The sequence below is a fragment of the Brevibacillus sp. FSL K6-0770 genome (genome assembly GCF_038000275.1).
GTDB lineage: Bacteria > Bacillota > Bacilli > Brevibacillales > Brevibacillaceae > Brevibacillus > Brevibacillus parabrevis.
Genome location: NZ_JBBOBQ010000001.1, coordinates 249,030 through 270,000 on the forward strand (window position 1 = coordinate 249,030; position 20,971 = coordinate 270,000).

General features: G+C 49.3%; 35 protein-coding genes. 33 read left to right on the plus strand and 2 right to left on the minus strand.

Annotated elements, in window-relative coordinates:
• The first annotated feature begins 6 nt into the window (after window positions 1-6).
• The 31 genes from rpsC to NST23_RS01585 all read left to right on the plus strand — a co-directional run bounded on the left by rpsC (window position 7) and on the right by NST23_RS01585 (window position 17,967).
• The gene (gene rpsC, locus NST23_RS01435; protein ID WP_063231105.1) at window positions 7-669 is read left to right on the plus strand and encodes a 30S ribosomal protein S3; all 663 of its coding nucleotides are present in this window, start codon (window positions 7-9) and stop codon (window positions 667-669) included.
• Window positions 670-671: 2 nt separating this feature from the next.
• The gene (rplP, locus tag NST23_RS01440) at window positions 672-1,106 is read left to right on the plus strand and encodes a 50S ribosomal protein L16 (protein ID WP_063231104.1); all 435 of its coding nucleotides are present in this window, start codon (window positions 672-674) and stop codon (window positions 1,104-1,106) included.
• Window positions 1,096-1,293 (plus strand): 50S ribosomal protein L29, encoded by a 198-nt coding sequence (gene rpmC / locus NST23_RS01445; protein ID WP_005828838.1) that lies wholly within the window; start codon window positions 1,096-1,098, stop codon window positions 1,291-1,293. The genes rplP and rpmC overlap by 11 nt, the downstream gene beginning before the upstream one ends.
• Window positions 1,294-1,315: 22 nt before the next feature.
• On the plus strand, window positions 1,316-1,582 hold the full coding sequence (rpsQ, locus tag NST23_RS01450) for a 30S ribosomal protein S17 (RefSeq protein WP_005828837.1): 267 nt from the start codon (window positions 1,316-1,318) through the stop codon (window positions 1,580-1,582).
• Window positions 1,583-1,623: 41 nt separating this feature from the next.
• Window positions 1,624-1,992, plus strand: coding sequence for a 50S ribosomal protein L14 (rplN, locus tag NST23_RS01455; RefSeq protein ID WP_005828835.1), 369 nt, complete (start codon window positions 1,624-1,626; stop codon window positions 1,990-1,992).
• A gap of 49 nt (window positions 1,993-2,041) precedes the next feature.
• A complete protein-coding gene (rplX, locus tag NST23_RS01460) occupies window positions 2,042-2,356 on the plus strand; it encodes a 50S ribosomal protein L24 (protein ID WP_005828833.1) in 315 nt (104 codons plus the stop codon).
• Between the two features lie 26 nt (window positions 2,357-2,382).
• Complete coding sequence (rplE, locus tag NST23_RS01465) at window positions 2,383-2,925, plus strand: 50S ribosomal protein L5 (protein WP_063231103.1); 543 nt, start codon at window positions 2,383-2,385, stop codon at window positions 2,923-2,925.
• Window positions 2,926-2,949: 24 nt separating this feature from the next.
• Window positions 2,950-3,135 carry a type Z 30S ribosomal protein S14 gene (locus tag NST23_RS01470; RefSeq protein ID WP_005828830.1) on the plus strand — a complete coding sequence of 62 codons (186 nt, stop codon included), beginning with the start codon at window positions 2,950-2,952 and terminating at the stop codon, window positions 3,133-3,135.
• A gap of 27 nt (window positions 3,136-3,162) precedes the next feature.
• Window positions 3,163-3,561 carry a 30S ribosomal protein S8 gene (rpsH, locus tag NST23_RS01475; RefSeq protein ID WP_047074701.1) on the plus strand — a complete coding sequence of 133 codons (399 nt, stop codon included), beginning with the start codon at window positions 3,163-3,165 and terminating at the stop codon, window positions 3,559-3,561.
• Window positions 3,562-3,596: 35 nt separating this feature from the next.
• Window positions 3,597-4,133 (plus strand): 50S ribosomal protein L6, encoded by a 537-nt coding sequence (gene rplF, locus NST23_RS01480; RefSeq protein ID WP_063231102.1) that lies wholly within the window; start codon window positions 3,597-3,599, stop codon window positions 4,131-4,133.
• Between the two features lie 32 nt (window positions 4,134-4,165).
• Entirely contained in the window at window positions 4,166-4,528 is a 363-nt protein-coding gene (gene rplR / locus NST23_RS01485) for a 50S ribosomal protein L18 (protein WP_063231101.1), read from the plus strand.
• 18 nt (window positions 4,529-4,546) lie between these two features.
• Window positions 4,547-5,044, plus strand: coding sequence for a 30S ribosomal protein S5 (gene rpsE / locus NST23_RS01490; protein ID WP_047074695.1), 498 nt, complete (start codon window positions 4,547-4,549; stop codon window positions 5,042-5,044).
• Window positions 5,045-5,060: 16 nt separating this feature from the next.
• Window positions 5,061-5,246 carry a 50S ribosomal protein L30 gene (rpmD, locus tag NST23_RS01495; RefSeq protein ID WP_007716270.1) on the plus strand — a complete coding sequence of 62 codons (186 nt, stop codon included), beginning with the start codon at window positions 5,061-5,063 and terminating at the stop codon, window positions 5,244-5,246.
• A 33-nt stretch (window positions 5,247-5,279) separates the two neighbouring features.
• Window positions 5,280-5,720: a 50S ribosomal protein L15 gene (rplO, locus tag NST23_RS01500; RefSeq protein WP_007716272.1), complete on the plus strand. Its 441-nt coding sequence runs from the start codon at window positions 5,280-5,282 to the stop codon at window positions 5,718-5,720.
• A complete protein-coding gene (gene secY, locus NST23_RS01505) occupies window positions 5,720-7,015 on the plus strand; it encodes a preprotein translocase subunit SecY (RefSeq protein ID WP_122966799.1) in 1,296 nt (431 codons plus the stop codon). Before rplO ends, secY begins: the two co-directional genes overlap by 1 nt.
• Before the next feature lie 61 nt (window positions 7,016-7,076).
• Window positions 7,077-7,721, plus strand: coding sequence for an adenylate kinase (locus NST23_RS01510; RefSeq protein ID WP_063231099.1), 645 nt, complete (start codon window positions 7,077-7,079; stop codon window positions 7,719-7,721).
• 7 nt (window positions 7,722-7,728) lie between these two features.
• Window positions 7,729-8,475 (plus strand): type I methionyl aminopeptidase, encoded by a 747-nt coding sequence (gene map, locus NST23_RS01515; RefSeq protein ID WP_005828809.1) that lies wholly within the window; start codon window positions 7,729-7,731, stop codon window positions 8,473-8,475.
• Between the two features lie 117 nt (window positions 8,476-8,592).
• The gene (infA, locus tag NST23_RS01520; protein ID WP_003333772.1) at window positions 8,593-8,811 is read left to right on the plus strand and encodes a translation initiation factor IF-1; all 219 of its coding nucleotides are present in this window, start codon (window positions 8,593-8,595) and stop codon (window positions 8,809-8,811) included.
• Between the two features lie 34 nt (window positions 8,812-8,845).
• The gene (rpmJ, locus tag NST23_RS01525) at window positions 8,846-8,959 is read left to right on the plus strand and encodes a 50S ribosomal protein L36 (RefSeq protein ID WP_003333770.1); all 114 of its coding nucleotides are present in this window, start codon (window positions 8,846-8,848) and stop codon (window positions 8,957-8,959) included.
• Window positions 8,960-8,980: 21 nt separating this feature from the next.
• Window positions 8,981-9,349 carry a 30S ribosomal protein S13 gene (gene rpsM / locus NST23_RS01530; RefSeq protein ID WP_063231098.1) on the plus strand — a complete coding sequence of 123 codons (369 nt, stop codon included), beginning with the start codon at window positions 8,981-8,983 and terminating at the stop codon, window positions 9,347-9,349.
• A 16-nt stretch (window positions 9,350-9,365) separates the two neighbouring features.
• Window positions 9,366-9,767, plus strand: a complete 402-nt coding sequence (gene rpsK / locus NST23_RS01535) for a 30S ribosomal protein S11 (protein WP_005828803.1) — start codon at window positions 9,366-9,368, stop codon at window positions 9,765-9,767.
• A 156-nt stretch (window positions 9,768-9,923) separates the two neighbouring features.
• Window positions 9,924-10,868 (plus strand): DNA-directed RNA polymerase subunit alpha, encoded by a 945-nt coding sequence (locus NST23_RS01540; RefSeq protein WP_005828801.1) that lies wholly within the window; start codon window positions 9,924-9,926, stop codon window positions 10,866-10,868.
• A gap of 127 nt (window positions 10,869-10,995) precedes the next feature.
• Window positions 10,996-11,355, plus strand: coding sequence for a 50S ribosomal protein L17 (rplQ, locus tag NST23_RS01545; RefSeq protein ID WP_063231097.1), 360 nt, complete (start codon window positions 10,996-10,998; stop codon window positions 11,353-11,355).
• Between the two features lie 181 nt (window positions 11,356-11,536).
• Complete coding sequence (locus tag NST23_RS01550; protein WP_122966798.1) at window positions 11,537-12,388, plus strand: energy-coupling factor transporter ATPase; 852 nt, start codon at window positions 11,537-11,539, stop codon at window positions 12,386-12,388.
• Complete coding sequence (locus tag NST23_RS01555) at window positions 12,364-13,236, plus strand: energy-coupling factor transporter ATPase (protein WP_122966797.1); 873 nt, start codon at window positions 12,364-12,366, stop codon at window positions 13,234-13,236. Before NST23_RS01550 ends, NST23_RS01555 begins: the two co-directional genes overlap by 25 nt.
• Window positions 13,237-13,238: 2 nt before the next feature.
• Window positions 13,239-14,036, plus strand: coding sequence for an energy-coupling factor transporter transmembrane component T family protein (locus tag NST23_RS01560; protein WP_122966796.1), 798 nt, complete (start codon window positions 13,239-13,241; stop codon window positions 14,034-14,036).
• Window positions 14,033-14,767, plus strand: coding sequence for a tRNA pseudouridine(38-40) synthase TruA (gene truA, locus NST23_RS01565; RefSeq protein ID WP_122966795.1), 735 nt, complete (start codon window positions 14,033-14,035; stop codon window positions 14,765-14,767). The genes NST23_RS01560 and truA overlap by 4 nt, the downstream gene beginning before the upstream one ends.
• Before the next feature lie 252 nt (window positions 14,768-15,019).
• Window positions 15,020-15,457, plus strand: a complete 438-nt coding sequence (gene rplM / locus NST23_RS01570) for a 50S ribosomal protein L13 (protein ID WP_005828789.1) — start codon at window positions 15,020-15,022, stop codon at window positions 15,455-15,457.
• Between the two features lie 20 nt (window positions 15,458-15,477).
• A complete protein-coding gene (gene rpsI / locus NST23_RS01575) occupies window positions 15,478-15,870 on the plus strand; it encodes a 30S ribosomal protein S9 (protein ID WP_005828788.1) in 393 nt (130 codons plus the stop codon).
• 165 nt (window positions 15,871-16,035) lie between these two features.
• A complete protein-coding gene (gene cwlD, locus NST23_RS01580) occupies window positions 16,036-16,752 on the plus strand; it encodes an N-acetylmuramoyl-L-alanine amidase CwlD (protein ID WP_267901874.1) in 717 nt (238 codons plus the stop codon).
• 111 nt (window positions 16,753-16,863) lie between these two features.
• A complete protein-coding gene (locus NST23_RS01585) occupies window positions 16,864-17,967 on the plus strand; it encodes a P-loop NTPase (protein WP_122966794.1) in 1,104 nt (367 codons plus the stop codon).
• A gap of 54 nt (window positions 17,968-18,021) precedes the next feature.
• On the opposite strand, the gene gerD is transcribed toward NST23_RS01585, so the two are convergent.
• Window positions 18,022-18,654 (minus strand): spore germination lipoprotein GerD, encoded by a 633-nt coding sequence (gerD, locus tag NST23_RS01590; protein ID WP_063231090.1) that lies wholly within the window; start codon window positions 18,652-18,654, stop codon window positions 18,022-18,024.
• A gap of 125 nt (window positions 18,655-18,779) precedes the next feature.
• On the opposite strand from gerD, the gene NST23_RS01595 reads away from it, so the two are divergent.
• On the plus strand, window positions 18,780-19,367 hold the full coding sequence (locus tag NST23_RS01595) for a KinB-signaling pathway activation protein (protein WP_122966792.1): 588 nt from the start codon (window positions 18,780-18,782) through the stop codon (window positions 19,365-19,367).
• Window positions 19,368-19,420: 53 nt separating this feature from the next.
• Here the strand turns inward: NST23_RS01595 and pdaB are convergent, their stop codons facing one another.
• Complete coding sequence (gene pdaB / locus NST23_RS01600) at window positions 19,421-20,191, minus strand: polysaccharide deacetylase family sporulation protein PdaB (protein ID WP_173598087.1); 771 nt, start codon at window positions 20,189-20,191, stop codon at window positions 19,421-19,423.
• A 126-nt stretch (window positions 20,192-20,317) separates the two neighbouring features.
• Here pdaB and NST23_RS01605 point away from each other — a divergent pair, with 126 nt between their 5' ends.
• Window positions 20,318-20,971 carry a stage II sporulation protein M gene (locus NST23_RS01605; protein ID WP_173598088.1) on the plus strand — a complete coding sequence of 218 codons (654 nt, stop codon included), beginning with the start codon at window positions 20,318-20,320 and terminating at the stop codon, window positions 20,969-20,971.

A 20,971-nucleotide genomic window follows, 5' to 3' on the forward strand; every position in this document is an offset into this window, starting at 1 on the left:
TTACGTGTGGGTCAAAAGGTAAGCCCGGTAGGACTTCGGATCGGTGTCATTCGTGACTGGGAGTCCAAATGGTACGCTGACAAGGACTTCGCAACTCTGTTGCACGAAGACTTGAAAATCCGCAAGTTTGTAAAAGGGCGTCTGAAAGACGCTGCTGTATCCACTATCGAAATCGAACGCGCAGCTAATCGCGTGAACGTTACGATTCACACCGCTAAGCCTGGTATGGTAATTGGTAAAGGTGGAGCTGAGGTTGAAACTCTGCGCAAATCCTTGACTGATCTGACTGGCAAACGCGTTCATATCAATATCAACGAAGTAAAACGTCCGGATCTGGATGCTACTCTGGTAGCTGAAAATATCGCACGTCAACTGGAAAACCGCATTTCCTTCCGCCGTGCGCAAAAGCAATCGATCACTCGTACGCTGCGCGCTGGTGCAAAAGGTATCAAAACTTTGGTAAGCGGTCGTCTTGGCGGCGCGGACATCGCACGTTCTGAAGGTTACAGCGAAGGTACTGTTCCGCTCCATACGCTGCGTGCTGACATCGACTACGGTACTGCTGAAGCACATACCACTTATGGTCGTATCGGTGTAAAAGTATGGATCTATCGTGGAGAAGTCCTTCCAGCGAGAAAGAACGTCGCTACTGAGGAAGGAGGCAAGTAATCATGTTGACGCCAAAACGCGTGAAACACCGTAAACAACACCGCGGGAAAATGGCTGGTAACGCAAAAGGCGGTACTACTGTTGCGTTCGGTGAATACGGATTGCAAGCAATGGAGCCATCTTGGGTAACTAACCGTCAGATCGAGGCTGCTCGTATCGCGATGACTCGTTACATCAAACGTGGCGGTAAAGTATGGATTAAAATCTTCCCTGACAAGCCAATTACACAAAAACCGCTCGAAGTACGGATGGGTTCCGGTAAAGGTTCTCCTGAGAAATGGGTAGCGGTAGTGAAGCCAGGCAAGATCATGTTTGAACTTGCTGGCGTACCTGAAGAAGTCGCTCGCGAAGCTATGCGCCTTGCTATGCACAAGCTGCCTATCAAGTGCAAATTCGTGAAGCGTGAAGAAGTGGGTGGTGACGCACATGAAGGCTAATGAGTTCCGTAATTTGACCACTGCCGAGATCGAACAAAACGTCGCTTCTTTGAAAGAAGAGTTGTTCAACCTTCGTTTCCAGTTGGCTACGGGTCAACTCGAAACCACATCTCGCATTAAACAAGTGCGTAAGGATATTGCTCGTGCGAAAACCATCCTGCGCCAGAGAGAATTGGGAATCGGCTAATTAAAGGAAGGAGGTTTGAACGATGACCGCAGAACGCAATATGCGTCGATCCGTTGTAGGTCGCGTTGTTTCCGACAAAATGGATAAAACCATTGTTGTGCTTGTTGAAACTTACAAGACACACCCGTTGTACGGCAAACGCGTGAAATACTCCAAAAAGTTCAAGGCTCACGACGAGAACAACACGGCAAAAGTGGGCGACATCGTAGAATTGATGGAAACTCGTCCTTTGTCCAAAGATAAACGTTTCCGTTTGGTACGTATCGTCGAAGAGGCAGTAATCGTATAAGTCAGATTTTCGGATATCAAATCCGAAAGGAGGAACAGTAAATGATCCAAACTCAGACGAGATTGGCTGTTGCTGACAACTCCGGTGCAAAGGAACTCATGTGCATCAAGGTTCTGGGTGGTTCCGGTCGCAAAACGGCGAACATCGGTGATGTTATCGTGTGCTCCGTAAAATCCGCTACACCCGGCGGCGTTGTCAAGAAAGGTCAAGTAGTTAAAGCAGTTGTAGTTCGTACTGTAAGTGGCGTTCGTCGTCAAGATGGTTCTTACATTCGTTTTGATGAAAATGCAGCTGTAGTCATCAAAGAAGATAAGTCCCCACGTGGTACTCGTATCTTTGGACCAGTAGCTCGTGAGCTCCGCGACAAAGATTTCATGAAGATCATCTCTCTGGCTCCAGAGGTTATCTAATTGAACGGAAAAACTCAGGCAGTTTGTTCGATAGGAGGTGCACCAAGCGATGCACGTTAAAAAAGGCGACACTGTTATCGTAATTGCGGGCAAAGATAAAGGCAAAAAAGGTCGCGTTCTCGCTGCTTATCCGAAGAAAGAACGCGTACTGGTTGAAGGTATCAACCTCGTGAAGAAACACAGCCGTCCGTCCCAAGCTAACCCGCAAGGTGGCATTGTGACTCAAGAAGCAGCGATTCACGTTTCCAACGTATCTTTGATCGATCCGAAGTCCGGAAAAGCTACTCGCATCGGTTACAAAGTTTTGGATAACGGTAAGAAAGTACGGTATGCGAAAAAGTCTGGCGAAGTACTCGACAAGTAGTCAGGTTGGAAAGGAGGATATCCTAGATGGCAACAAGATTGAAAGAAAAGTACACTAACGAAATCGTGCCTGGTTTGATGAGCAAGTTCAACTACACTTCCATCATGCAAGTGCCGAAAGTAGAAAAGATCATCATCAATATGGGTGTTGGCGAAGCGGTAGGCAACGCTAAATCCTTGGATACTGCGGTTGAAGACCTGCAAATTATCGCTGGTCAAAAGCCTGTAGTAACTCGCGCTAAGAAGTCCATCGCTGGCTTCAAATTGCGTGAAGGTATGCCGATCGGTGCGAAGGTTACCCTGCGCGGCGAGCGTATGTACCACTTCCTCGACAAATTGATGAACGTATCTCTCCCGCGTGTTCGTGACTTCCGTGGAATTTCTTCCAAGGCATTTGACGGTCGCGGTAACTACACACTTGGTCTGAAGGAACAACTGATCTTCCCTGAGATCGAGTACGATAAAATCGACAAAGTTCGCGGTATGGACATCGTAATTGTTACTTCCGCGAAAACGGATGAGGAAGCTCGTGAGTTGCTGACTCAAATGGGTATGCCATTCCGTAAATAAACCCACTCGTAAGGAGGGAAGAATGTGGCAAAGAAATCTATGATCATCAAGCAACAGCGGCAGCCGAAGTTTGCAGTACGCGCGTACACTCGTTGCGAGCGTTGCGGACGTCCTCACTCCGTATTGCGCAAATTCAAACTCTGCCGTATTTGCTTCCGTGAACTTGCTTATAAAGGTCAAATTCCAGGCGTGAAAAAAGCAAGCTGGTAATTTGAAACGGGAAGGAGGTTTTCTCTCATGGTTATGACTGATCCAATCGCAGATATGTTGACACGTATTCGTAACGCCAACATGGTTCGCCACGAGAAAGTGGAAATCCCGGCGTCCACCATCAAGAAGGAAATCGCGCGCATTCTGAAAGAAGAAGGCTTCATCCGCGATGCGGAGTTTGTTGAAGACAACAAACAAGGAATTATCCGCGTATTCCTGAAATATGGTGCGAACAACGAGCGCGTCATCACAGGTCTGAAACGTATCTCCAAACCAGGACTTCGTGTTTATGCAAAAAACAATGAAGTACCTAAGGTTTTGGGTGGCCTCGGTTGCGCGATCATCTCTACATCCACTGGCGTTATGACTGACAAGCAAGCTCGTCAAGCTCATGTTGGTGGAGAAGTTCTTGCATACGTTTGGTAATCAACAGAATGTAAAAAGCACAGGAGGTGCACCACATGTCTCGTGTCGGTAGAAAACCGATCGTGGTACCTGCAGGCGTTACCCTCACTCTGAACGGAACTGAGCTGACGGTAAAGGGCCCTAAGGGTCAACTCGTTCGTAACTTCCATGAAGATATTAAAATCAACATCGCTGAAAACGAAGTAGTAGTAGAGCGTCCAAGCGATAACAAACTTCACCGTTCCCTGCACGGTACAACTCGTGCGCTTGTTGCCAACATGGTAAAAGGCGTATCCGAAGGCTTCACTCGTACCTTGGAACTGGTCGGTGTAGGTTACCGTGCTGCCAAAACTGGCAACGGCGTTACTCTTTCTCTTGGTTTCTCCCACCCAGTGGAAGTTACTCCAGAAGCGGGTATCGAAATCGATGTACCAAACCAAACCACTCTGGTGGTTAAAGGCATCAACAAAGAGCGCGTAGGTCAAGTTGCTGCTGAAATTCGTTCGCTGCGTAAACCTGAGCCTTACAAAGGTAAAGGTATTAAGTACAGTGATGAAGTGGTTCGTCGTAAAGAAGGTAAAAAAGGTAAATAAGCTTCTAGCTTCATGAGAAAGGAGGCCGCTTAATGTTTACGAAAGCTGATAAAAACAAAGCTCGGAAAAAACGTCACCTGCGTATCCGCAAACGTGTGATTGGTACTGCCATTCGCCCACGTCTGAACGTATTCCGTTCTTCTAAGCACATCTACGCTCAACTGATTGATGATGCAACTGGCGTAACACTGGCATCTGCATCTTCTTTGGATAAAGAGCTGGGCCTGAAAAATGGCGCTAACGTGGAAGCTGCTACAGCTGTTGGCACACTGATCGCTAAGCGTGCACAAGAAAAAGGTGCGACTGAAGTGATTTTTGACCGCGGTGGTTACATCTATCATGGACGTATTAAAGCACTGGCAGAAGCAGCTCGTGAAGCTGGTCTGCAATTCTAACAACAAGGAGGGTAAGGAATGCGTATCGACCCTAGCAAATTAGAGCTCGAAGAAAAAGTAGTCGCTGTTAACCGCGTAGCTAAAACGGTTAAAGGTGGACGTCGTATGAGCTTCAGCGCCCTGGTTGTTGTGGGAGACCGTAACGGCCACGTAGGTGCTGGTATGGGTAAAGCTCAAGAAGTTCCAGACGCCATTCGCAAAGCGATTGACGACGCTAAGAAAAAATTGATCCGTGTACCGATGAGAGGAACAACTGTTCCACACGAAGTTATGTGCCAATTCGGTGCTGGTAAAGTTCTCATCAAACCTGCTGCCCCTGGTACAGGTGTTATCGCCGGCGGACCTGTTCGTGCCGTACTCGAACTGGCTGGTGTAGGCGATATCTTGAGTAAGTCTCTTGGTTCCAACAATCCTATCAACATGGTCAACGCTACGCTGGAAGGCCTTGGTCGCCTGAAAACAGCGGAAGATGTCGCGAAATTGCGCGGTAAGACTGTTGACGAGTTGTTGGGTTAATAAGGAGGGAATGAACATGGCAAAATTGCAAATCACCCTCAAACGTAGCCTGATCGGTCGCACTGTAGACCAACAAGATACTGTAAAAGCTCTTGGTCTTCGCAAAATCAACTCCACTGTAGTGAAGGAAGACAACGCTGCAATTCGTGGAATGGTTTTCAAAGTGAAGCACTTGGTTGAAGTGAAAGAAGTAGAAGCATAATTGAACATCTCAATCAGTTAGGAGGTGCAACGTATGAAATTGCATGAACTGCAACCTGCAGAAGGATCCCGTCACACTCGTAAGCGCATCGGTCGCGGTATCGGTAGCGGTACTGGCAAAACTGCTGGTAAAGGTCACAAAGGTCAAAACGCTCGTTCCGGTGGCGGTGTACGCCCAGGTTTCGAGGGTGGTCAAAACCCATTGTACCGTCGTCTGCCTAAGCGTGGTTTCACTAACATCAGCCGCAAAGAATTTGCGATTGTTAGCCTGGACGCGCTGAACCGTTTCGAAGAGGGTACTGTAGTAACGCCTGAACTGTTGAAAGAAACAGGTGTTATCAGCGCGCTGCGCGACGGTGTTAAGGTTCTTGCTAACGGTGAACTGACTGTGAAGCTGACCGTTAAAGCTCACAAGTTCTCCGGAGCTGCTGCTGAGAAGATCGCTCAAGTCGGTGGAACAACCGAGGTGATCTAATGTTAGCGTCCTTAACTAACATTTTTAAGATTGGCGACTTACGTCGTAAGATCCTTTTTACTCTCATGATGTTGGTCGTCTTCCGGATCGGAAGCTTTGTACCCGTTCCTAACGTAAACGTCGAGCTGTTTCAGCAGAACACAAACCACTTGTTGGGCTTGTTGAACACCTTCTCTGGTGGAGCACTGCAAAACTTCTCGATTTTTGCCATGGGTATCATGCCATACATTACGGCCTCGATTATCATGCAGCTGATGTCGATGGATGTAGTGCCTAAGCTGACGCAATGGGCACGCGAAGGGGAAGTTGGCCGTCGCAAGATTGCTACTGTTACCCGTTACGCTACGATCATCCTCGGCTTGATTCAGTCTGTTGGTATGACGATCGGTTTTAATAATATGGCGCCTGGCTTGCTCAAGGACACTTCCGTTGGCAGCTATGCACTCATTGCGTTGACACTGACGGCTGGGACCGCATTCATGATGTGGATGGGGGAACAGATTACGGAAAAGGGTATCGGTAACGGGATTTCGATCCTGATCGTTGCTGGTATCGTCGCGAACATTCCACACGGAATCACGACGATTTACACTACGCAATTCGCTGACCCTTCTCAAAACGTATTCTTCAGCATCGTCAAAGTTGTGATCATTCTGCTGGTGATCCTCGCTATTATCGTCGGGGTTATCTTTATGCAGCAAGGGATTCGTAAAATTCCAGTGCAATACGCGAAGCGAGTGGTTGGACGTAAAATGTACGGTGGTCAATCCACACACATTCCACTGAAAATCAACTCTGCGGGTGTTATTCCTGTAATCTTTGCGGTCTCGCTCGTACTGTTCCCTTCGACAATCGCACAGTTCTGGGTGGATTCATCCGGTACAGGGTTCGCCAACTGGATCTATCGCAACTTCCAAGTCAATGAACCGTTGGGAATGACGTTGTACGCTATCTTGATTCTCGGGTTCACCTATTTCTACACATTTGTTCAGATCAATCCTGTGCAAATGGCAGAGAACATGAGAAAAAATGGCGGTTACATTCCTGGTATCCGACCCGGTAAAAACACTGAGGTTTACATTACTCGTACACTAAACCGCCTTACATTGGCTGGCGCTTTGTTCTTGATGGCAATTGCTATCTTGCCATTCTTCTTCAGTAAGCTGGCTAACTTGCCGCAGCAGATTTACATCGGCGGCACTTCGCTCTTGATTGTGATCGGGGTAGCCCTTGATACAATGAAGCAGATCGAAAGCCAGATGATCAAACGCCATTACCAAGGGTTTATCAAGTAATGACTTAGATGTTTACAGAAAAGCCTCTGTAGCTTTTCTTTATGGGACGGAGGGAATGGACGTGAATATAATTCTGATGGGGCTGCCTGGTGCCGGTAAAGGAACACAGGCAGAACGTATCGTAAAAGAGTTTGATATCCCGCACATTTCGACTGGCGACATGTTCCGGGCTGCGGTTAAAAACGAAACGCCGCTCGGACTGCAAGCCAAATCCTTTATGGATAAAGGTTTGCTTGTTCCCGATGAAGTAGTCATCGGAATTGTGCGGGAGCGCCTCTCGATGGAAGACTGCGCAAAGGGTTTCCTGTTGGATGGATTTCCGCGCACAGTTCCACAGGCGGAAGCGTTGACAGCTACCGTAAAAGAGCTGGGACGCGAAATTGATCATGTGATTAATATCAACGTTCATCGCGAGCAATTGATTGAACGTCTGACCGGTCGCTGGATCTGCCCTGTATGTGGAGCTAGCTATCACACGATGTTCAATCCTCCAAAAGAGGCTGGCGTGTGTGACAAAGATGGTGGTAAGCTGTATCAGCGTGAAGATGACAAGATCGAAGTGGTAACACAACGTCTTGACGTCAACATCGCGCAGACTCAGCCACTCATCGACTACTACTCCGCACAGGAACTCCTGCGAGATATCAATGGGGAACAAGATATCCAGGTAGTGTTTGCGGAAATTAAGTCATTGCTAAGAGGGTAATTGCCGAATGATTATCCTGAAGTCGAAAGCAGAACTTGAGGTTATGCGCGAAGCTGGTCGTATCGTCGCACTCACCCATCAAGAACTGGCCAAGGCAATTAAGCCTGGTGTCACGACAAAGCAGCTAGACGAAATTGCCGAGACATTTATTCGCAGCATGGGAGCAGTTCCATCATTTAAAGGCTACGGTGGCTTTCCAGGTAGTATCTGTGCTTCAGTCAATGAAGAACTCGTACACGGGATCCCAGGAAAACGGGCGTTGCAAGAGGGAGACATCATCAGTATCGACATCGGTGCTCAGTTCCAAGGGTACCATGGAGACTCCGCTTGGACGTATCCGGTCGGCAAGATTTCAGCAGAGAATGAAAAGCTGTTGCGGGTAACGGAAGAATCGCTCTTCAAGGGGCTTGAAAAAGCTGTTCCTGGTGGACGATTGTCTGATATCTCACATGCGATTCAAGTTCATGCAGAAGCTGCCGGCTTCACACTCGTCCGCGAGTATGTGGGGCATGGGATTGGGCAAAACTTGCACGAAGATCCGCAGGTTCCTAACTACGGTCCTCCTGATCGGGGGCCGAGGTTAAAACCAGGCATGGTGTTGGCAATTGAGCCAATGGTAAATGCCGGCGAACGTTATGTCCGCACATTGGAGGACAATTGGACGGTAGTAACATTGGATCGGAAAACATGTGCTCATTTTGAACACACCATCGCGATTACGGAAGATGGCTATGAGATTTTTACACGAACATAAAGCGGGAGTTCCGAGTGATTCGGGATTGTCGTCCAACGTGTCGACGATAAGTTCGTTGTGTGATCATTTCGCAAAACTCATGGTCCGACTGAAGAGCAGAAGAAAGGAGAGTTTACCATGGCAAAAGATGATGTAATTGAGGTAGAAGGCACAGTAATTGAGCCTTTGCCGAATGCTATGTTTCGAGTAGAATTGGAGAATGGACACAAAGTCCTTGCTCACGTGTCCGGAAAAATCCGCATGCACTTTATCCGTATCCTGCCGGGGGATAAAGTAACTGTTGAACTGTCGCCGTACGACTTGACCCGCGGACGTATTACGTACCGCTATAAATAGTAAGCAAAACCCCTAGAAAAGGGAGGCAAGAACCATGAAAGTGAGACCTTCGGTTAAACCGATCTGCGAGAAATGCAAGGTTATCCGTCGTAAAGGTAACGTAATGGTTATTTGTGAAAATCCTAAGCATAAGCAAAAACAAGGGTAAACAAGGAGGTGCTTCTGACACATGGCACGTATTGCAGGCGTAGACTTGCCGCGCGAAAAACGCGTTGAAGTTGCTCTTACCTACATTTTTGGTATTGGCCGCCCCACGTCTAAAAAAATTCTGTCTGCCACTGGCGTAGACGTGAACACTCGTGTTCGCGATCTGACAGAAGATGAAGTTAGCAAACTGCGTGAGTACATCGACAAAACCGTTAAGGTGGAAGGCGATCTCCGTCGTGAGATTTCCCTGAACATCAAACGTTTGATGGAAATCGGATGCTTCCGTGGAATCCGTCACCGTCGTGGACTGCCAGTTCGTGGTCAACGCTCTAAAACAAATGCTCGTACACGTAAAGGTCCACGTCGTACGGTAGCAAACAAGAAGAAGTAAAGGAGGGTAAACTGACATGGCGAAAAGAAAACAGGCTACAGCAACTCGTACCCGTCGTCGTGATCGTAAAAATGTTGAAGTCGGCGTAGCACATATCCGCTCTACTTTCAACAACACGATCGTAACCATTACAGATCCACACGGTAACGCGATCTCTTGGTCCAGCGCTGGTTCCCTCGGCTTCAAAGGCTCCCGTAAAAGCACTCCATTTGCTGCACAAATGGCTGCTGAAGCGGCTGCACGTGTTGCTATGGAACATGGCATGCGTTCCCTTGAAGTATCGGTAAAAGGCCCAGGTGCTGGTCGTGAAGCAGCGATCCGTTCCCTGCAAGCAACTGGTCTTGAAGTGAACATGATTAAAGACGTGACGCCAATTCCGCACAACGGTTGCCGTCCACCAAAACGTCGCCGCGTGTAACTGGTTTATATTGTTCAGAACATGTCCATACTAGAATGGTAAATTCTGATTTATAGCTTGTCATGCACGCAAACGGTAAACCGCCGGGGAAATTCCTGAGTGGGCACGTATGCGGCCCACCCAAGGATTTCGACGTTTTGAAGGAGGGTTTGTTTAATGATAGAAATAGAAAAACCAAAAATCGAGGTTGTGGAAGTAAGCGACGACAACTCGTATGGGAAATTTGTTGTAGAACCTCTGGAGCGCGGATACGGAACTACCCTTGGCAACTCGCTGAGACGAATTCTTCTTTCGTCCTTGCCAGGCGCGGCAGTTCGTACTGTTCAAATCGATGGGGTTCTTCACGAGTTCTCGACAGTGGAAGGCGTCGTTGAAGATGTAACCGAGATCATCCTGAACATCAAAGGCTTGGCGCTGAAGATCCATTCCGATGAAGAAAAAGTAATCGAGATCGATGCAGAAGGCGAAGGCGTTGTCAAAGCGGGAGATATCCGTGCTGACAGTGATGTGGAGGTCTTAAACCCTGATCTTCATATTGCAACGTTGGCCAATGGCGGTCGTCTGCATATCCGCATGACAGCTGGACGTGGTCGTGGTTATGTTCAATCAGATGGAAACAAATCCGAGGATCTGCCTATTGGTGTGATTCCGATTGATTCGATCTACACGCCGATCAAGCGCGTTAACTATCAAGTGGAAAATACCCGCGTAGGGCAAATGACCAACTATGATAAATTGACACTTGAGGTTTGGACAAACGGCAGTATCAGTCCGGAAGAAGCCGTAAGTCTCGGCGCCAAAATCATGACGGAGCACTTGAACCTGTTTGTCGGTCTGACCGATGAGGCGAAAGATGCTGAAATCATGGTTGAAAAAGAGGAAGACAAAAAGGAAAAAGTTTTGGAGATGACTATCGAAGAGCTGGACCTTTCTGTTCGTTCCTACAACTGCTTGAAGCGTGCCGGTATCAACACCGTGCAAGAGCTGACGCAGAAGACCGAAGAGGACATGATGAAAGTGCGCAACTTGGGTCGCAAATCTCTGGAAGAAGTGCAGGAAAAGCTGGCTGAGCTGGGACTTTCCCTGCGTAGCGACGACTAGAGTAGCAATTCCAAAAGGCAAGCTTTTGTTCTCTCAAGTCAGTCCCTTTAGGGGGATTACAGATCTGGCTTCCCGACAGTAGAGGTTTCTACGTAGTGTTGCCAGCTTGAAAAGGGAGGTAAAGACAATGGCATACCGTAAATTGGGTCGTCGTAGTTCAGCTCGTAAAGCGTTGTTCCGCGACTTGGTAACTGACCTGATCATCAACGAGCGTATCGAAACTACAGAGATGAAGGCGAAAGAACTGCGCCCAATCGCTGAGAAAATGATCACGCTCGCGAAACGCGGCGATCTGCATGCTCGTCGTCAAGTGGCTGCTTACGTTCGTAAAGAAGTTGCGAACGCAGAAGGTCGCGATGCTGTACAAAAACTGTTCGATGAAATCGCGCCACGCTTCAAAGAGCGCAACGGTGGATACACTCGTATCCTGAAAGCCGGCCCTCGCCGCGGCGACGCTGCTCCAATGGCGTACATCGAATTTGTTTAATAGTGGATAGAAATTGGTCGTTTGACATTGGGAGCGAGACACAACCTCGGCACCGGTGGTAATTGACCGTGAAAAGGGTGGGGGCAGATCTGGTCATAGGCTGGACTCTGATTCAACCCTTTTTTTCTTTCTGTCTGGAGAAATCCTGCTGGTCTGTTGAAGGCTGGGGAGGAAACACCTCATGAATGAAGAGAGCCTGCTGGCACTGCAAGATGTTTCGTATTCCTACGATGGAGAGAATGGCAGTCACGTTCTTGTATTGAAGGATGTCGATCTGACCATTCAAAAAGGTTCCTTTGTGTCCGTACTGGGCCATAACGGTTCCGGCAAGTCTACGATGGCGAAGCTGATGAACGCCTTATTGCTTCCTGAAGGCGGGAGGGTGCTTGTCGCTGGCATGGATACTGCCAAGGGAGAGATGGTCTGGGAGATACGCCGTCATGTAGGCATGGTCTTCCAAAACCCTGACAATCAGATTGTCGGGGCTACCGTGGAGGATGATGTCGCCTTCGGGCTTGAAAACATGGGGGTTGATCCCGAGCAGATGCGGCAGCGTATTGATGAGGCATTGGCTTCGGTAGGGATGGAGGCGTACTTGCTGGCACAGCCGCACCGCTTGTCAGGGGGACAAAAGCAGCGCGTGGCGATTGCCGGAATCATGGCAATGCGGCCATCGGTCATCATTTTGGATGAAGCGACAGCTATGCTGGACCCCCAGGGCAGACAGGAAGTGCTGCAACTGGTGAAGACCTTGAATCGTGACGAAGGGATTACCATCATCAATATTACGCATTTCCCGGATGAAGCGATCTACTCAGACCGGGTCGTCGTGATGAATGCCGGAGAAGTTCTGATGGAAGGAACGCCTGAAGAGGTGTTTAATCAGGTCGAGCGTTTGAAGAAAGTCGGACTGGATGTTCCATTCGCTGTCCGGATTCGGCATGTGCTGGCTTCCAAAGGAATTGATCTCCCGTTTGTACTGCACCAAGAGGAGCTGGTGGAGCACGTATGCAGATTACTTTTGACCAGGTAAGCCATGTTTACGGAAAAGGAACACCGTTTGAGCGTATAGCCTTGCACGACATCTCGTTTATGATTCCATCGGGGTCTTTTGTAGGGATTATCGGGCAAACAGGCTCCGGCAAGTCGACATTGATCCAGCATTTGAACGGCTTGCTTTTGCCAAGCGCCGGGAAAATAACCTTGGGTGATACGGTAATCACCGCGAAGCAGCGATTGCCGCATGAGCAACGGCGGGATATCGGTCTTGTTTTCCAGTACCCGGAACATCAATTGTTTGAGGAAACGGTAGCGAAGGATGTTGCCTTTGGGCCTTCAAACTTTGAATTGCCGGAAGCGATGGTGGATGCCAGGGTGCGGGAAGCTCTTGAGATCGTTGGTCTGGATTACGAAAAAGTCAAGGATCGCTCCCCGTTTCACATGAGCGGAGGGCAAATGCGGCGTGTAGCGCTGGCGGGTGTTCTGGCCATGCAGCCGAAAGTTCTCGTTTTGGACGAGCCGACAGCCGGTTTGGACCCAGAAGGGCGCAATTTGATCCTCGAAGCGATCTACCGCATTCATCAGGAGCAGAAGCTGACGACGCTTCTGGTCACTCACAGCATGGAAGAGGCGGCGAGGTATGCCGACTATATGCTCGTGCTGGCGCAGGGAAAAGTGGCTTTGCAGGGCAAGCCGGATGAAGTCTTCATGCAGGCAGAACGACTCCGCGAGCTGGCTATGGATGTGCCTGAGACGGTTGCGTTTGTGTCGAGGCTGAACCAGATGCTGCCGGACAAGGAAGGTCTGCCGAACTCCGTCTATCGGGAAGAAGAGTTGATTGCCCATCTGCTGGAACGTCTTTCCGTACCAAAGGAGGGCTAGGCATGCTGCAAAATATAGCCATTGGTCAATACGTACCTGGGCATTCCTTTTTACATCGCGCTGATCCGCGAAGCAAACTGCTCTTTATTATTCTTTTTGCCACGTTAGTCTTTTTGGCTAACAATGCGTTAACGTACGCGGTATTGATCGCTTTTACGCTGTATGCCGGACTGCTGTCCAGGCTCTCGCTTGGCTATATTCTGAAAAGCTTGAAGCCTGTTTGGATACTGATCGTGTTCACCATCGTCCTGCACATTTTCATGACCAAAGGCGGTACCGTCTACTTCCAGTGGGGCTGGTTTACTGTGGAGGAACGCGGGGTGCAGCAAGCAATCTTCATTTCCTTCCGTCTTGGGTTGCTGGTGATCATCAGCTCTTTGCTGACGCTGACTACCTCGCCCATCGATTTGACGGAGGGGCTTGAACGTCTGCTTGGCCCATTTGCCCGGATTGGCGTCCCTGTGCACGATATTGCCCTGATGATGTCGATTGCGATCCGTTTCATACCTACCTTGATGGAAGAAACGGACAAAATCATCAAGGCGCAGACTGCCAGAGGAGCCAACTTTACGAGTGGCAGCCTGATAAAACGCGCGCAGAATCTGATACCGATCGCGATTCCGCTGTTCGTCAGCGCGTTTCGCCGGGCAGAGGATCTTGCTCTCGCTATGGAAGCCAGAGGATATCGCGGGGGTGTCGGACGGACCCGACTGCACAAGCTTGCCTTTTCCTGGCGAGATGCAGGAATGGCCGTTGCAGGCGTTTTGCTGGCGATTACGATTGGATGGTGGCGAGCATGAGACGGCTGCGCTGTGTTTTAGGATACGACGGAACAGACTTCAGCGGCTTTCAGGTGCAGCCAGACCAGGTGACGGTGCAAGGGGAGATTGAAGCGGCGTTGACGAGAATTACGGGGGAATCGATCCAGATTCACGGCTCAGGACGAACGGACGCAGGCGTGCATGCACGCGGCCAGGTGATTCATTTTGATACGGGCAGCCATATTCCTTTGGATAAATGGCGATTCGTGCTGAATAACCAGTTGCCTGATGCCATCGTGATCCGCTCTGTGGAAGAGGTGGCAGAGTCCTTTCACGCCCGTTTTGACGTGCAGGTGAAGGAGTATCGGTATTGCATCGACAACAACCCTGCGCCGGATGTGTTTCGTCATCGCTATGCGGATCATATTCGTTTTCCGCTGGACGTTGCGGCCATGCAGCAAGCTGCCTGTCATTTGGTAGGGGAACATGACTTTACGTCATTTTGCTCAGCCAAAACGTTTGTCGAGGACAAGGTCCGCACGATTTACAGCCTGACAGTAGAGCGCAGCGGCGGCGAAGTATGGGTAACGTGCCGGGGCAATGGCTTTTTGTACAACATGGTGCGCATTATTGTGGGCACCTTGGTGGAAGTCGGGCAGGGCAAACGCCATCCCGATGAACTCAAAAAGATTCTTGCGGCACGCGATCGGGAAATGGCAGGGAAGACAGCGCCAGCCAAAGGTTTGACGATGTGGGAAGTCGTCTATTAACAGACAGATTTCCAACTATTAGACCAAGTGGAGGCACTTGACTACGAGACTGCGATGTAGTACGATATTCCTTGGTATTTTAACCCCGCCTAGCCCCACTCTAGCCCCGGGATTGAAAGACAAGATCGTGATTAATGGAACACCTGGAAGAGTTGCTCACCCGTAACAGCAATTATCTTCCATTGCAAGTTTCGGTTGTTTTGGTTATAAGTAGATGGACATGTAAAGGTAAGATATTTAGGAGGGACAAAAATGCGTACCACATATATGGCGAAACCGCTCGAAGTTGAGCGCAAATGGTACATCGTTGACGCAGAAGGCCAAACGCTGGGCCGTCTGGCAAGCGAAGTAGCTTCTATCCTGCGCGGCAAATTGAAACCTGAATTCACTCCTCACGTTGACGCTGGCGATTTCGTAATCGTAATCAACGCTGACAAAGTGAAACTGACAGGTAACAAGCTGCAAGACAAAATTTACTACACTCACTCCCTGTATCCAGGTGGTTTGAAAAAGACTACTGCTGGCGACATGCTGAACAAAAAACCAGCTCGTATGTTCGAACTGGCGGTAAAAGGTATGCTGCCTAAAAACAGCTTGGGACGTCAAATGTTCACTAAGCTGAAAGTTTACGCTGGTACTGAGCATCCACATGCAGCACAAAAACCAGAAGTTTGGCAAATTCGCGGTTAAGGTAAAGGGAGGAAATATACGTGGCACAAGTACAATACTACGGTACAGGTCGTCGTAAGCACTCCGTAGCACGTGTTCGCCTGGTTCCAGGTGAAGGTCGCATCGTGATCAACAAACGTGAAATGGATACTTACTTTGGTTTGGAAACACTGAAATTGATCGTAAAACAACCACTCGTTCTGACTGAGACTCTTGGTCGTTACGATGTACTGGTTAACGTAAACGGCGGCGGAACAACTGGCCAAGCTGGTGCAATCCGTCACGGCGTTGCTCGCGCTCTGCTGAAAGCAGATCCAGAACTGCGCGGCGCTCTGAAACGCGCTGGCTTCCTGACTCGCGACCCACGCATGAAAGAACGTAAAAAATACGGCTTGAAAGCTGCTCGTCGGGCACCTCAGTTCTCCAAACGTTAATTTTTGTTTGGCAAGGCTCTCGAACCTTTTTGGTTCGGGAGCTTTTTTGCATTTTGTCCCAGCGCATGATCAGCCTTTTGGTTCCAGGCTGCTGACCTACGGAATATTTGTCCATGTTTGTCCATATGATGAAACGAGAGAATGGGACAAAGGGGACGATACGCCGTGACACGAAAAGGGGTAGGCTGGATACTGGCTTTCGCTTTATTGGTGGTGTTGTTCACCTACGAATCGCCGGACCGTTCGTCGTGGACGGCATGGTCATTGCCGTTGACCGGAACCGTTATTGCCATCGACCCGGGACACGGGGGCAAAGATGGCGGGGCTACGTCCAGTTCAGGCGATGTGGTGGAAAAAGAGGTGACGCTGGCAATCAGTATGTACTTGCGCGATTTTCTCCAGCAGTCAGGTGCATTTGTCATCATGACAAGGGAGGAAGACAAGGATCTCGCTTCACCGGAAGCTGATCGGGCCAAAAAAAGAAAGTCGGAAGATATCCGTAACCGGGTGAAACTGGTGAACGACAGCTCTCCCGATTTTCTGGTCAGCATCCATGTAAATTCGATTCCTTCGCCCAAGTGGTCGGGTGCGCAAACTTTTTACTCGCCGACTTTCAAAAAAAGCGGAGAGGTATCGTACCTGATTCAGGATGAGATCAAACGGGTGCTGGGCAATACCGATCGTGTTCCAAGCAAGACGAACAACGTGTTTTTGATTCGCGAGGTGAACTGCCCCGCTGTATTGGTCGAGGTTGGGTTTGTCAGCAATACGGAAGAGGCAAAACGGCTGCAGAGCACGGAGTACCAAAAAGCTATGGCGAATGCGATTTACCAGGGGATTTTGCGGCAGTATTCCGGAGAAAAAGCGCCAATTGCACCTTGAGCGGGCGGCGACTGTGTGCCGCTCGTCTGAATGTGCTATAATGAACGCGCAAACTACCTTGTAAGAACGGTATGAAATCAATTGCCAAGACTATAGATGAGGTGAACAAGCATGTTGACCAGAGAACAAATTTTGGAAGCGCTGCGCGATGTAAAAGACCCTGAGATCAATCGCAGCCTGGTCGAGTTGAACATGATCAGAGACATACGTGTTGAAGGCGCTACAGTTAGCCTGACAGTCGTATTGACGATCTCCGGCTGTCCTCTCAAGGCCAAGATCGAAGACGACGTCATAGGGGCTGTTAAAGCGCTTGGAGCGGAGGAAGTACGTGTCCAGTTTGGCTCGATGACGGACGAGGAGCGTGCGGCTCTCAGCGCCCAGCTCCGCAATACTCAGGGAGGTCAAACCCACAACATGACGCCGGGACAAGCACCTCTGCTCAATCCGATTTTGGCCAAGGATTCGAACACGACCTTCATCGCGATTACTTCCGGTAAAGGCGGAGTTGGAAAATCGACAGTGACGGTCAACCTGGCAGTCGCGCTTGCCCGCCTGGGGAACAAAGTCGGGATTATCGACGCTGACATCTACGGCTTCAGCGTGCCTGACATGATGAACATCGACCAGCGCCCAACCGTTATCGGAGAAACAATCCTTCCGGTAGAAAAGCAAAACGTGAAGGTCATGTCCATGGGCTTCTTCGTAGAGGACAACTCGCCGATCATTTGGCGTGGGCCGATGCTTGGCAAAATGCTGCGCAACTTCTTTACCGAAGTTCACTGGGGCGAAGAGTTGGACTACTTGCTGCTGGACTTGCCGCCAGGAACGGGTGACATGGCTTTGGATGTGCACACGATGATTCCGCAGAGCATGGAGATCGTTGTGACGACCCCACACGCTACGGCAGCCTTTGTAGCGGCGCGTGCCGGTGCGATGGCAAAGCGGACGGGACACGAGATTCTTGGCATCGTGGAGAACATGGCGTGGTACGAGGCGAAAGATGGTTCCAAAGAATACGTATTTGGACGCGGTGGCGGAGCGAAGCTGGCGGAGACACTGACTACCGAGCTTTTGGCGCAAATTCCGCTGGGACAACCTGAGAATCATCCGTCTGAACCAGATTACTCTCCATCTGTTTATCGCGAGGACAGCGCAATCGGGCAGCTGTATATGGATATGGCGAAACGCGTTATGGCAAAATGTGAACAGCAGTAAGCACAAAAGACAGGAAAAAGGTGGGCCCGCCCTTCGGGAGCTCACCTTTTTTTGTTAGGAAGAGGAGTCGCCAGAATCTCCACCGCTATCCCCGCCGCCTTTGCCTTTTTTCTTCGGTTTCAGTTCTTTCGGCTTGGTCATGTCTTCGGAGACTTTGGTCATGAGCTTCATCAACTCGGCTTGAAACAGCGGGCTTTGCAAAGACTCCTTCATGACCTGCATCGTTTGTTGGCGGTAAGCAGCGCTTTTCATCAAGTCCATGAGGTTTTTTTCGAACTCAGGGTCTTTCATTACGCTGATAAGCTGCTTTTGGTACTCGGGGTCTTTCATCAAGTCCTTCATCAAAGTTTTTTGCTCATCCTTCATCGATTTGGCCAAGGTGCTGGCGAATTTCGGATCTTTGAAGGCTTCCTTGATGTGGGGGCTGTTCGGATTGGTCATGCTTTGTATCAATGTGGTCCGAACAGTGGACTCGTCAATCATCAGGTTTTGCTTGAACTTCTCATCTTTCATCATTTTGCCAACAGATTGTTTGGCTTCGTCAGTCTGCAATATGTCCAGCACCATGTCTTTGACACTCTTATAATCAGGCTGAGACGAACTTTGCGCTTGTCCGCCGCTTGAGCAACTGGAAAGGACCAGACAGACAAATGCGGATAGCCAAAAAGACAATGCCTTCTTTCTCATGGGGTGGACACCTCCTTCTTTACTCTGCCTAAGAGTAACGTGCGCATTTTGTTTTGTTCTTACGCTAGTATTTTCTTGTATCCATTGGTACAATCATATTCGATGTGGAATGGAGGGAATGTTTGGTGAGTTTGCGAAAGTATGGCTGGCTCTTTGTCACCACGTTGCTCTTGGGTGGATTGGGCGGAGTCCTGGTCGCCTTTATTTTTGACTTGGACAAGCTGTTGGAAGGCAGCGCGGGCAACTTTTTTGTCGGCACGCTGATGTATCTTTTGTACGGGATGACCATTAGCATTGTGGCCCAAATGGGTTTTTTCGCCTATATGACGATTAATTATTTTGCCAAAACGATTTTCAAAACGCCGTCCATGTGGAAGAGCGTTCAAGTGTTTTTGATCCTCTTTGTCTTTTTTGATATGATTTACCTCCGTTACACGTCGCTTGGCGAAGGAAAAGGAATCGGGACATACTTTATTGAGCCGATCCTGCTCTTGATCGTTGCTTTGGCTACCGCTTACGGAAAAGTGAAGCTGACGAACAGAACGGCATGGATTCCCACGATGTTTTTCATGTTTGTGGTGACGTCACTGGAATGGATTCCGGCCTTGAAGGAAGACAACGTGCATGCGACCTTGTCCATGCTGGTTCCGTTGCTTTTTTGCAACGTATGGCAAGTGATGCATCTGCACCGCCTGGTAAAAAGAGAAAGCTGACCTCATCGGACATGAGTCAGCTTTTTTGCTTTTTGTAGGGAGTAGTCTGGCGTTCAGTTGATTTCTTTACTCTGGATATTGGTGCCGGCGATCAGTTCGGACACTGTGACAAATTCGTATCCTTGCTTGCGCAACTGGTCAATGATGATAGGGAGGGCAAGGTGTGTTTCCTTGGCCGAGTCACTGGCGTGCAGCAGGACGATATCGCCCGGATGTGCTTTCGACAGGACGTTTTGAACAATGACATCCTTTTTCGGCTCGATCCAGTCTTTGGAGTCTGTATCCCATTGAACGACCGTGTAACCCAAACGGTTGGCGATTTCCAGAACCCGTTTATCAAAATCACCGTTTGGCATGCGCAAAAGCGTCGGCTTTTTCCCCGTCATCTCGGTCAGGATGGAATCGGCTTTGGTAATTTGCGTGCGAATTTCCTCGTCTGTATATTTGCTGTAGTTGTCGTGTTTATGACCATGCGAGCCAATTTCCAGCCCGTCCTCCTTGATTCTCTTGACGATTTCCGGGTGGCGCTGACTCCAGGGGGAGGAGAGAAACAGAGTTGCTTTGTTCACATTTTTTTCTTTTAACACGTCGAGGATGGGGAGTGCGCGTGTTTCGCCCCAGCTGATGTCAAAGGTGAGGGCAATTTTTTTGTCTTTGGTATCCACCTTGTAGATGGCTTGGGGGCCTTGCTTATTGCCATTGCTGGAAAAAGCCGCAATCGTATCGCGCTCGGCATAGCCGATGCCCGCGGTTAGAAAAATGGCCGCAGCGATAATGAGAATTTGCTTCAAGCGCTGAGCGCTCACGACGTAAATAAATTTCATCGTTAGGCACCTCCTTTGTCCGATAACAGTTTATGCAGGGGAGACAAGGATATTCTTTGGCCTCGTGGCTATAGTTGAGGTACAATGCATATAGTGAAAGTAAGAGGCAGTAAAGGAGCGTGGCTCATGAAGAAAAAACTGCAGCGTCTGTGGTTTGATAACAAACGGTTTTTCTTGGCCGCTTGTCTTATTTTTCTCGGGGGCGGTTTAATTGGCTACTTCCAGGCTCCTGCGGTGGAATCCGTGGTGCAGAGCTTGATGGGACAATTGAAAGAAATAGCGGAGCGAATCAAAGAGAGCGGCGGGGGAGTGCTGGCTACGTTTTGGATGATTTTTTCCAACAATGTGCTCAGCTCCTTGATGATGATGGCTCTCGGGTTGTTTTTTGCATTTTTTCCCATAATTGGGATGCTGGCGAATGGCGTGCTGCTCGGATTCATCATCGCGAAGTACAGTGCTGCCGGAGTTGATCCATGGGTGATTTTTAGCGCGGGAATTTTGCCGCACGGGATATTTGAACTGCCAGCTGTGCTGTTTGCTGCTGGTATTGGGATCAGACTCGGTTTGCTCAGCTTGCGCTCTGTCGGTTTGCTGTTTGCGCCGCATAATGGGGAACGGGTGAAAAATGATTGGTATGACACCCTCAAGCAATTTCCAGTTGCTGTGTTGACTGTAATTGTCGCGCTCTTTATCGCAGCGGTCGTCGAGAGCTCGATTACGCCACTGATCCTCAAGGCAACACTCGGGGAGCAGCTGCAGCAATTAAACTTGCTGAAATAA

Coding starts and splice junctions, on each gene's coding strand:
- rplX (WP_005828833.1), top strand. CDS start 2,042: ATGCACGTTAAAAAAGGCGACACTGTTATCGTAATTGCGGGCAAAGAT.
- NST23_RS01585 (WP_122966794.1), top strand. CDS start 16,864: ATGTTGACCAGAGAACAAATTTTGGAAGCGCTGCGCGATGTAAAAGAC.
- NST23_RS01540 (WP_005828801.1), top strand. CDS start 9,924: ATGATAGAAATAGAAAAACCAAAAATCGAGGTTGTGGAAGTAAGCGAC.
- pdaB (WP_173598087.1), bottom strand. CDS start 20,191: ATGAAATTTATTTACGTCGTGAGCGCTCAGCGCTTGAAGCAAATTCTC.
- rplR (WP_063231101.1), top strand. CDS start 4,166: ATGTTTACGAAAGCTGATAAAAACAAAGCTCGGAAAAAACGTCACCTG.
- NST23_RS01605 (WP_173598088.1), top strand. CDS start 20,318: ATGAAGAAAAAACTGCAGCGTCTGTGGTTTGATAACAAACGGTTTTTC.
- infA (WP_003333772.1), top strand. CDS start 8,593: ATGGCAAAAGATGATGTAATTGAGGTAGAAGGCACAGTAATTGAGCCT.
- map (WP_005828809.1), top strand. CDS start 7,729: ATGATTATCCTGAAGTCGAAAGCAGAACTTGAGGTTATGCGCGAAGCT.
- rpsE (WP_047074695.1), top strand. CDS start 4,547: ATGCGTATCGACCCTAGCAAATTAGAGCTCGAAGAAAAAGTAGTCGCT.
- rplP (WP_063231104.1), top strand. CDS start 672: ATGTTGACGCCAAAACGCGTGAAACACCGTAAACAACACCGCGGGAAA.
- rpmD (WP_007716270.1), top strand. CDS start 5,061: ATGGCAAAATTGCAAATCACCCTCAAACGTAGCCTGATCGGTCGCACT.
- rpsQ (WP_005828837.1), top strand. CDS start 1,316: ATGACCGCAGAACGCAATATGCGTCGATCCGTTGTAGGTCGCGTTGTT.
- rplN (WP_005828835.1), top strand. CDS start 1,624: ATGATCCAAACTCAGACGAGATTGGCTGTTGCTGACAACTCCGGTGCA.
- rpsK (WP_005828803.1), top strand. CDS start 9,366: ATGGCGAAAAGAAAACAGGCTACAGCAACTCGTACCCGTCGTCGTGAT.
- NST23_RS01555 (WP_122966797.1), top strand. CDS start 12,364: ATGCAGATTACTTTTGACCAGGTAAGCCATGTTTACGGAAAAGGAACA.
- rpmJ (WP_003333770.1), top strand. CDS start 8,846: ATGAAAGTGAGACCTTCGGTTAAACCGATCTGCGAGAAATGCAAGGTT.
- rplF (WP_063231102.1), top strand. CDS start 3,597: ATGTCTCGTGTCGGTAGAAAACCGATCGTGGTACCTGCAGGCGTTACC.
- rplE (WP_063231103.1), top strand. CDS start 2,383: ATGGCAACAAGATTGAAAGAAAAGTACACTAACGAAATCGTGCCTGGT.
- NST23_RS01550 (WP_122966798.1), top strand. CDS start 11,537: ATGAATGAAGAGAGCCTGCTGGCACTGCAAGATGTTTCGTATTCCTAC.
- rpmC (WP_005828838.1), top strand. CDS start 1,096: ATGAAGGCTAATGAGTTCCGTAATTTGACCACTGCCGAGATCGAACAA.
- gerD (WP_063231090.1), bottom strand. CDS start 18,654: ATGAGAAAGAAGGCATTGTCTTTTTGGCTATCCGCATTTGTCTGTCTG.
- rplQ (WP_063231097.1), top strand. CDS start 10,996: ATGGCATACCGTAAATTGGGTCGTCGTAGTTCAGCTCGTAAAGCGTTG.
- secY (WP_122966799.1), top strand. CDS start 5,720: ATGTTAGCGTCCTTAACTAACATTTTTAAGATTGGCGACTTACGTCGT.
- rplM (WP_005828789.1), top strand. CDS start 15,020: ATGCGTACCACATATATGGCGAAACCGCTCGAAGTTGAGCGCAAATGG.
- rplO (WP_007716272.1), top strand. CDS start 5,280: ATGAAATTGCATGAACTGCAACCTGCAGAAGGATCCCGTCACACTCGT.
- rpsM (WP_063231098.1), top strand. CDS start 8,981: ATGGCACGTATTGCAGGCGTAGACTTGCCGCGCGAAAAACGCGTTGAA.
- rpsH (WP_047074701.1), top strand. CDS start 3,163: ATGGTTATGACTGATCCAATCGCAGATATGTTGACACGTATTCGTAAC.
- NST23_RS01560 (WP_122966796.1), top strand. CDS start 13,239: ATGCTGCAAAATATAGCCATTGGTCAATACGTACCTGGGCATTCCTTT.
- truA (WP_122966795.1), top strand. CDS start 14,033: ATGAGACGGCTGCGCTGTGTTTTAGGATACGACGGAACAGACTTCAGC.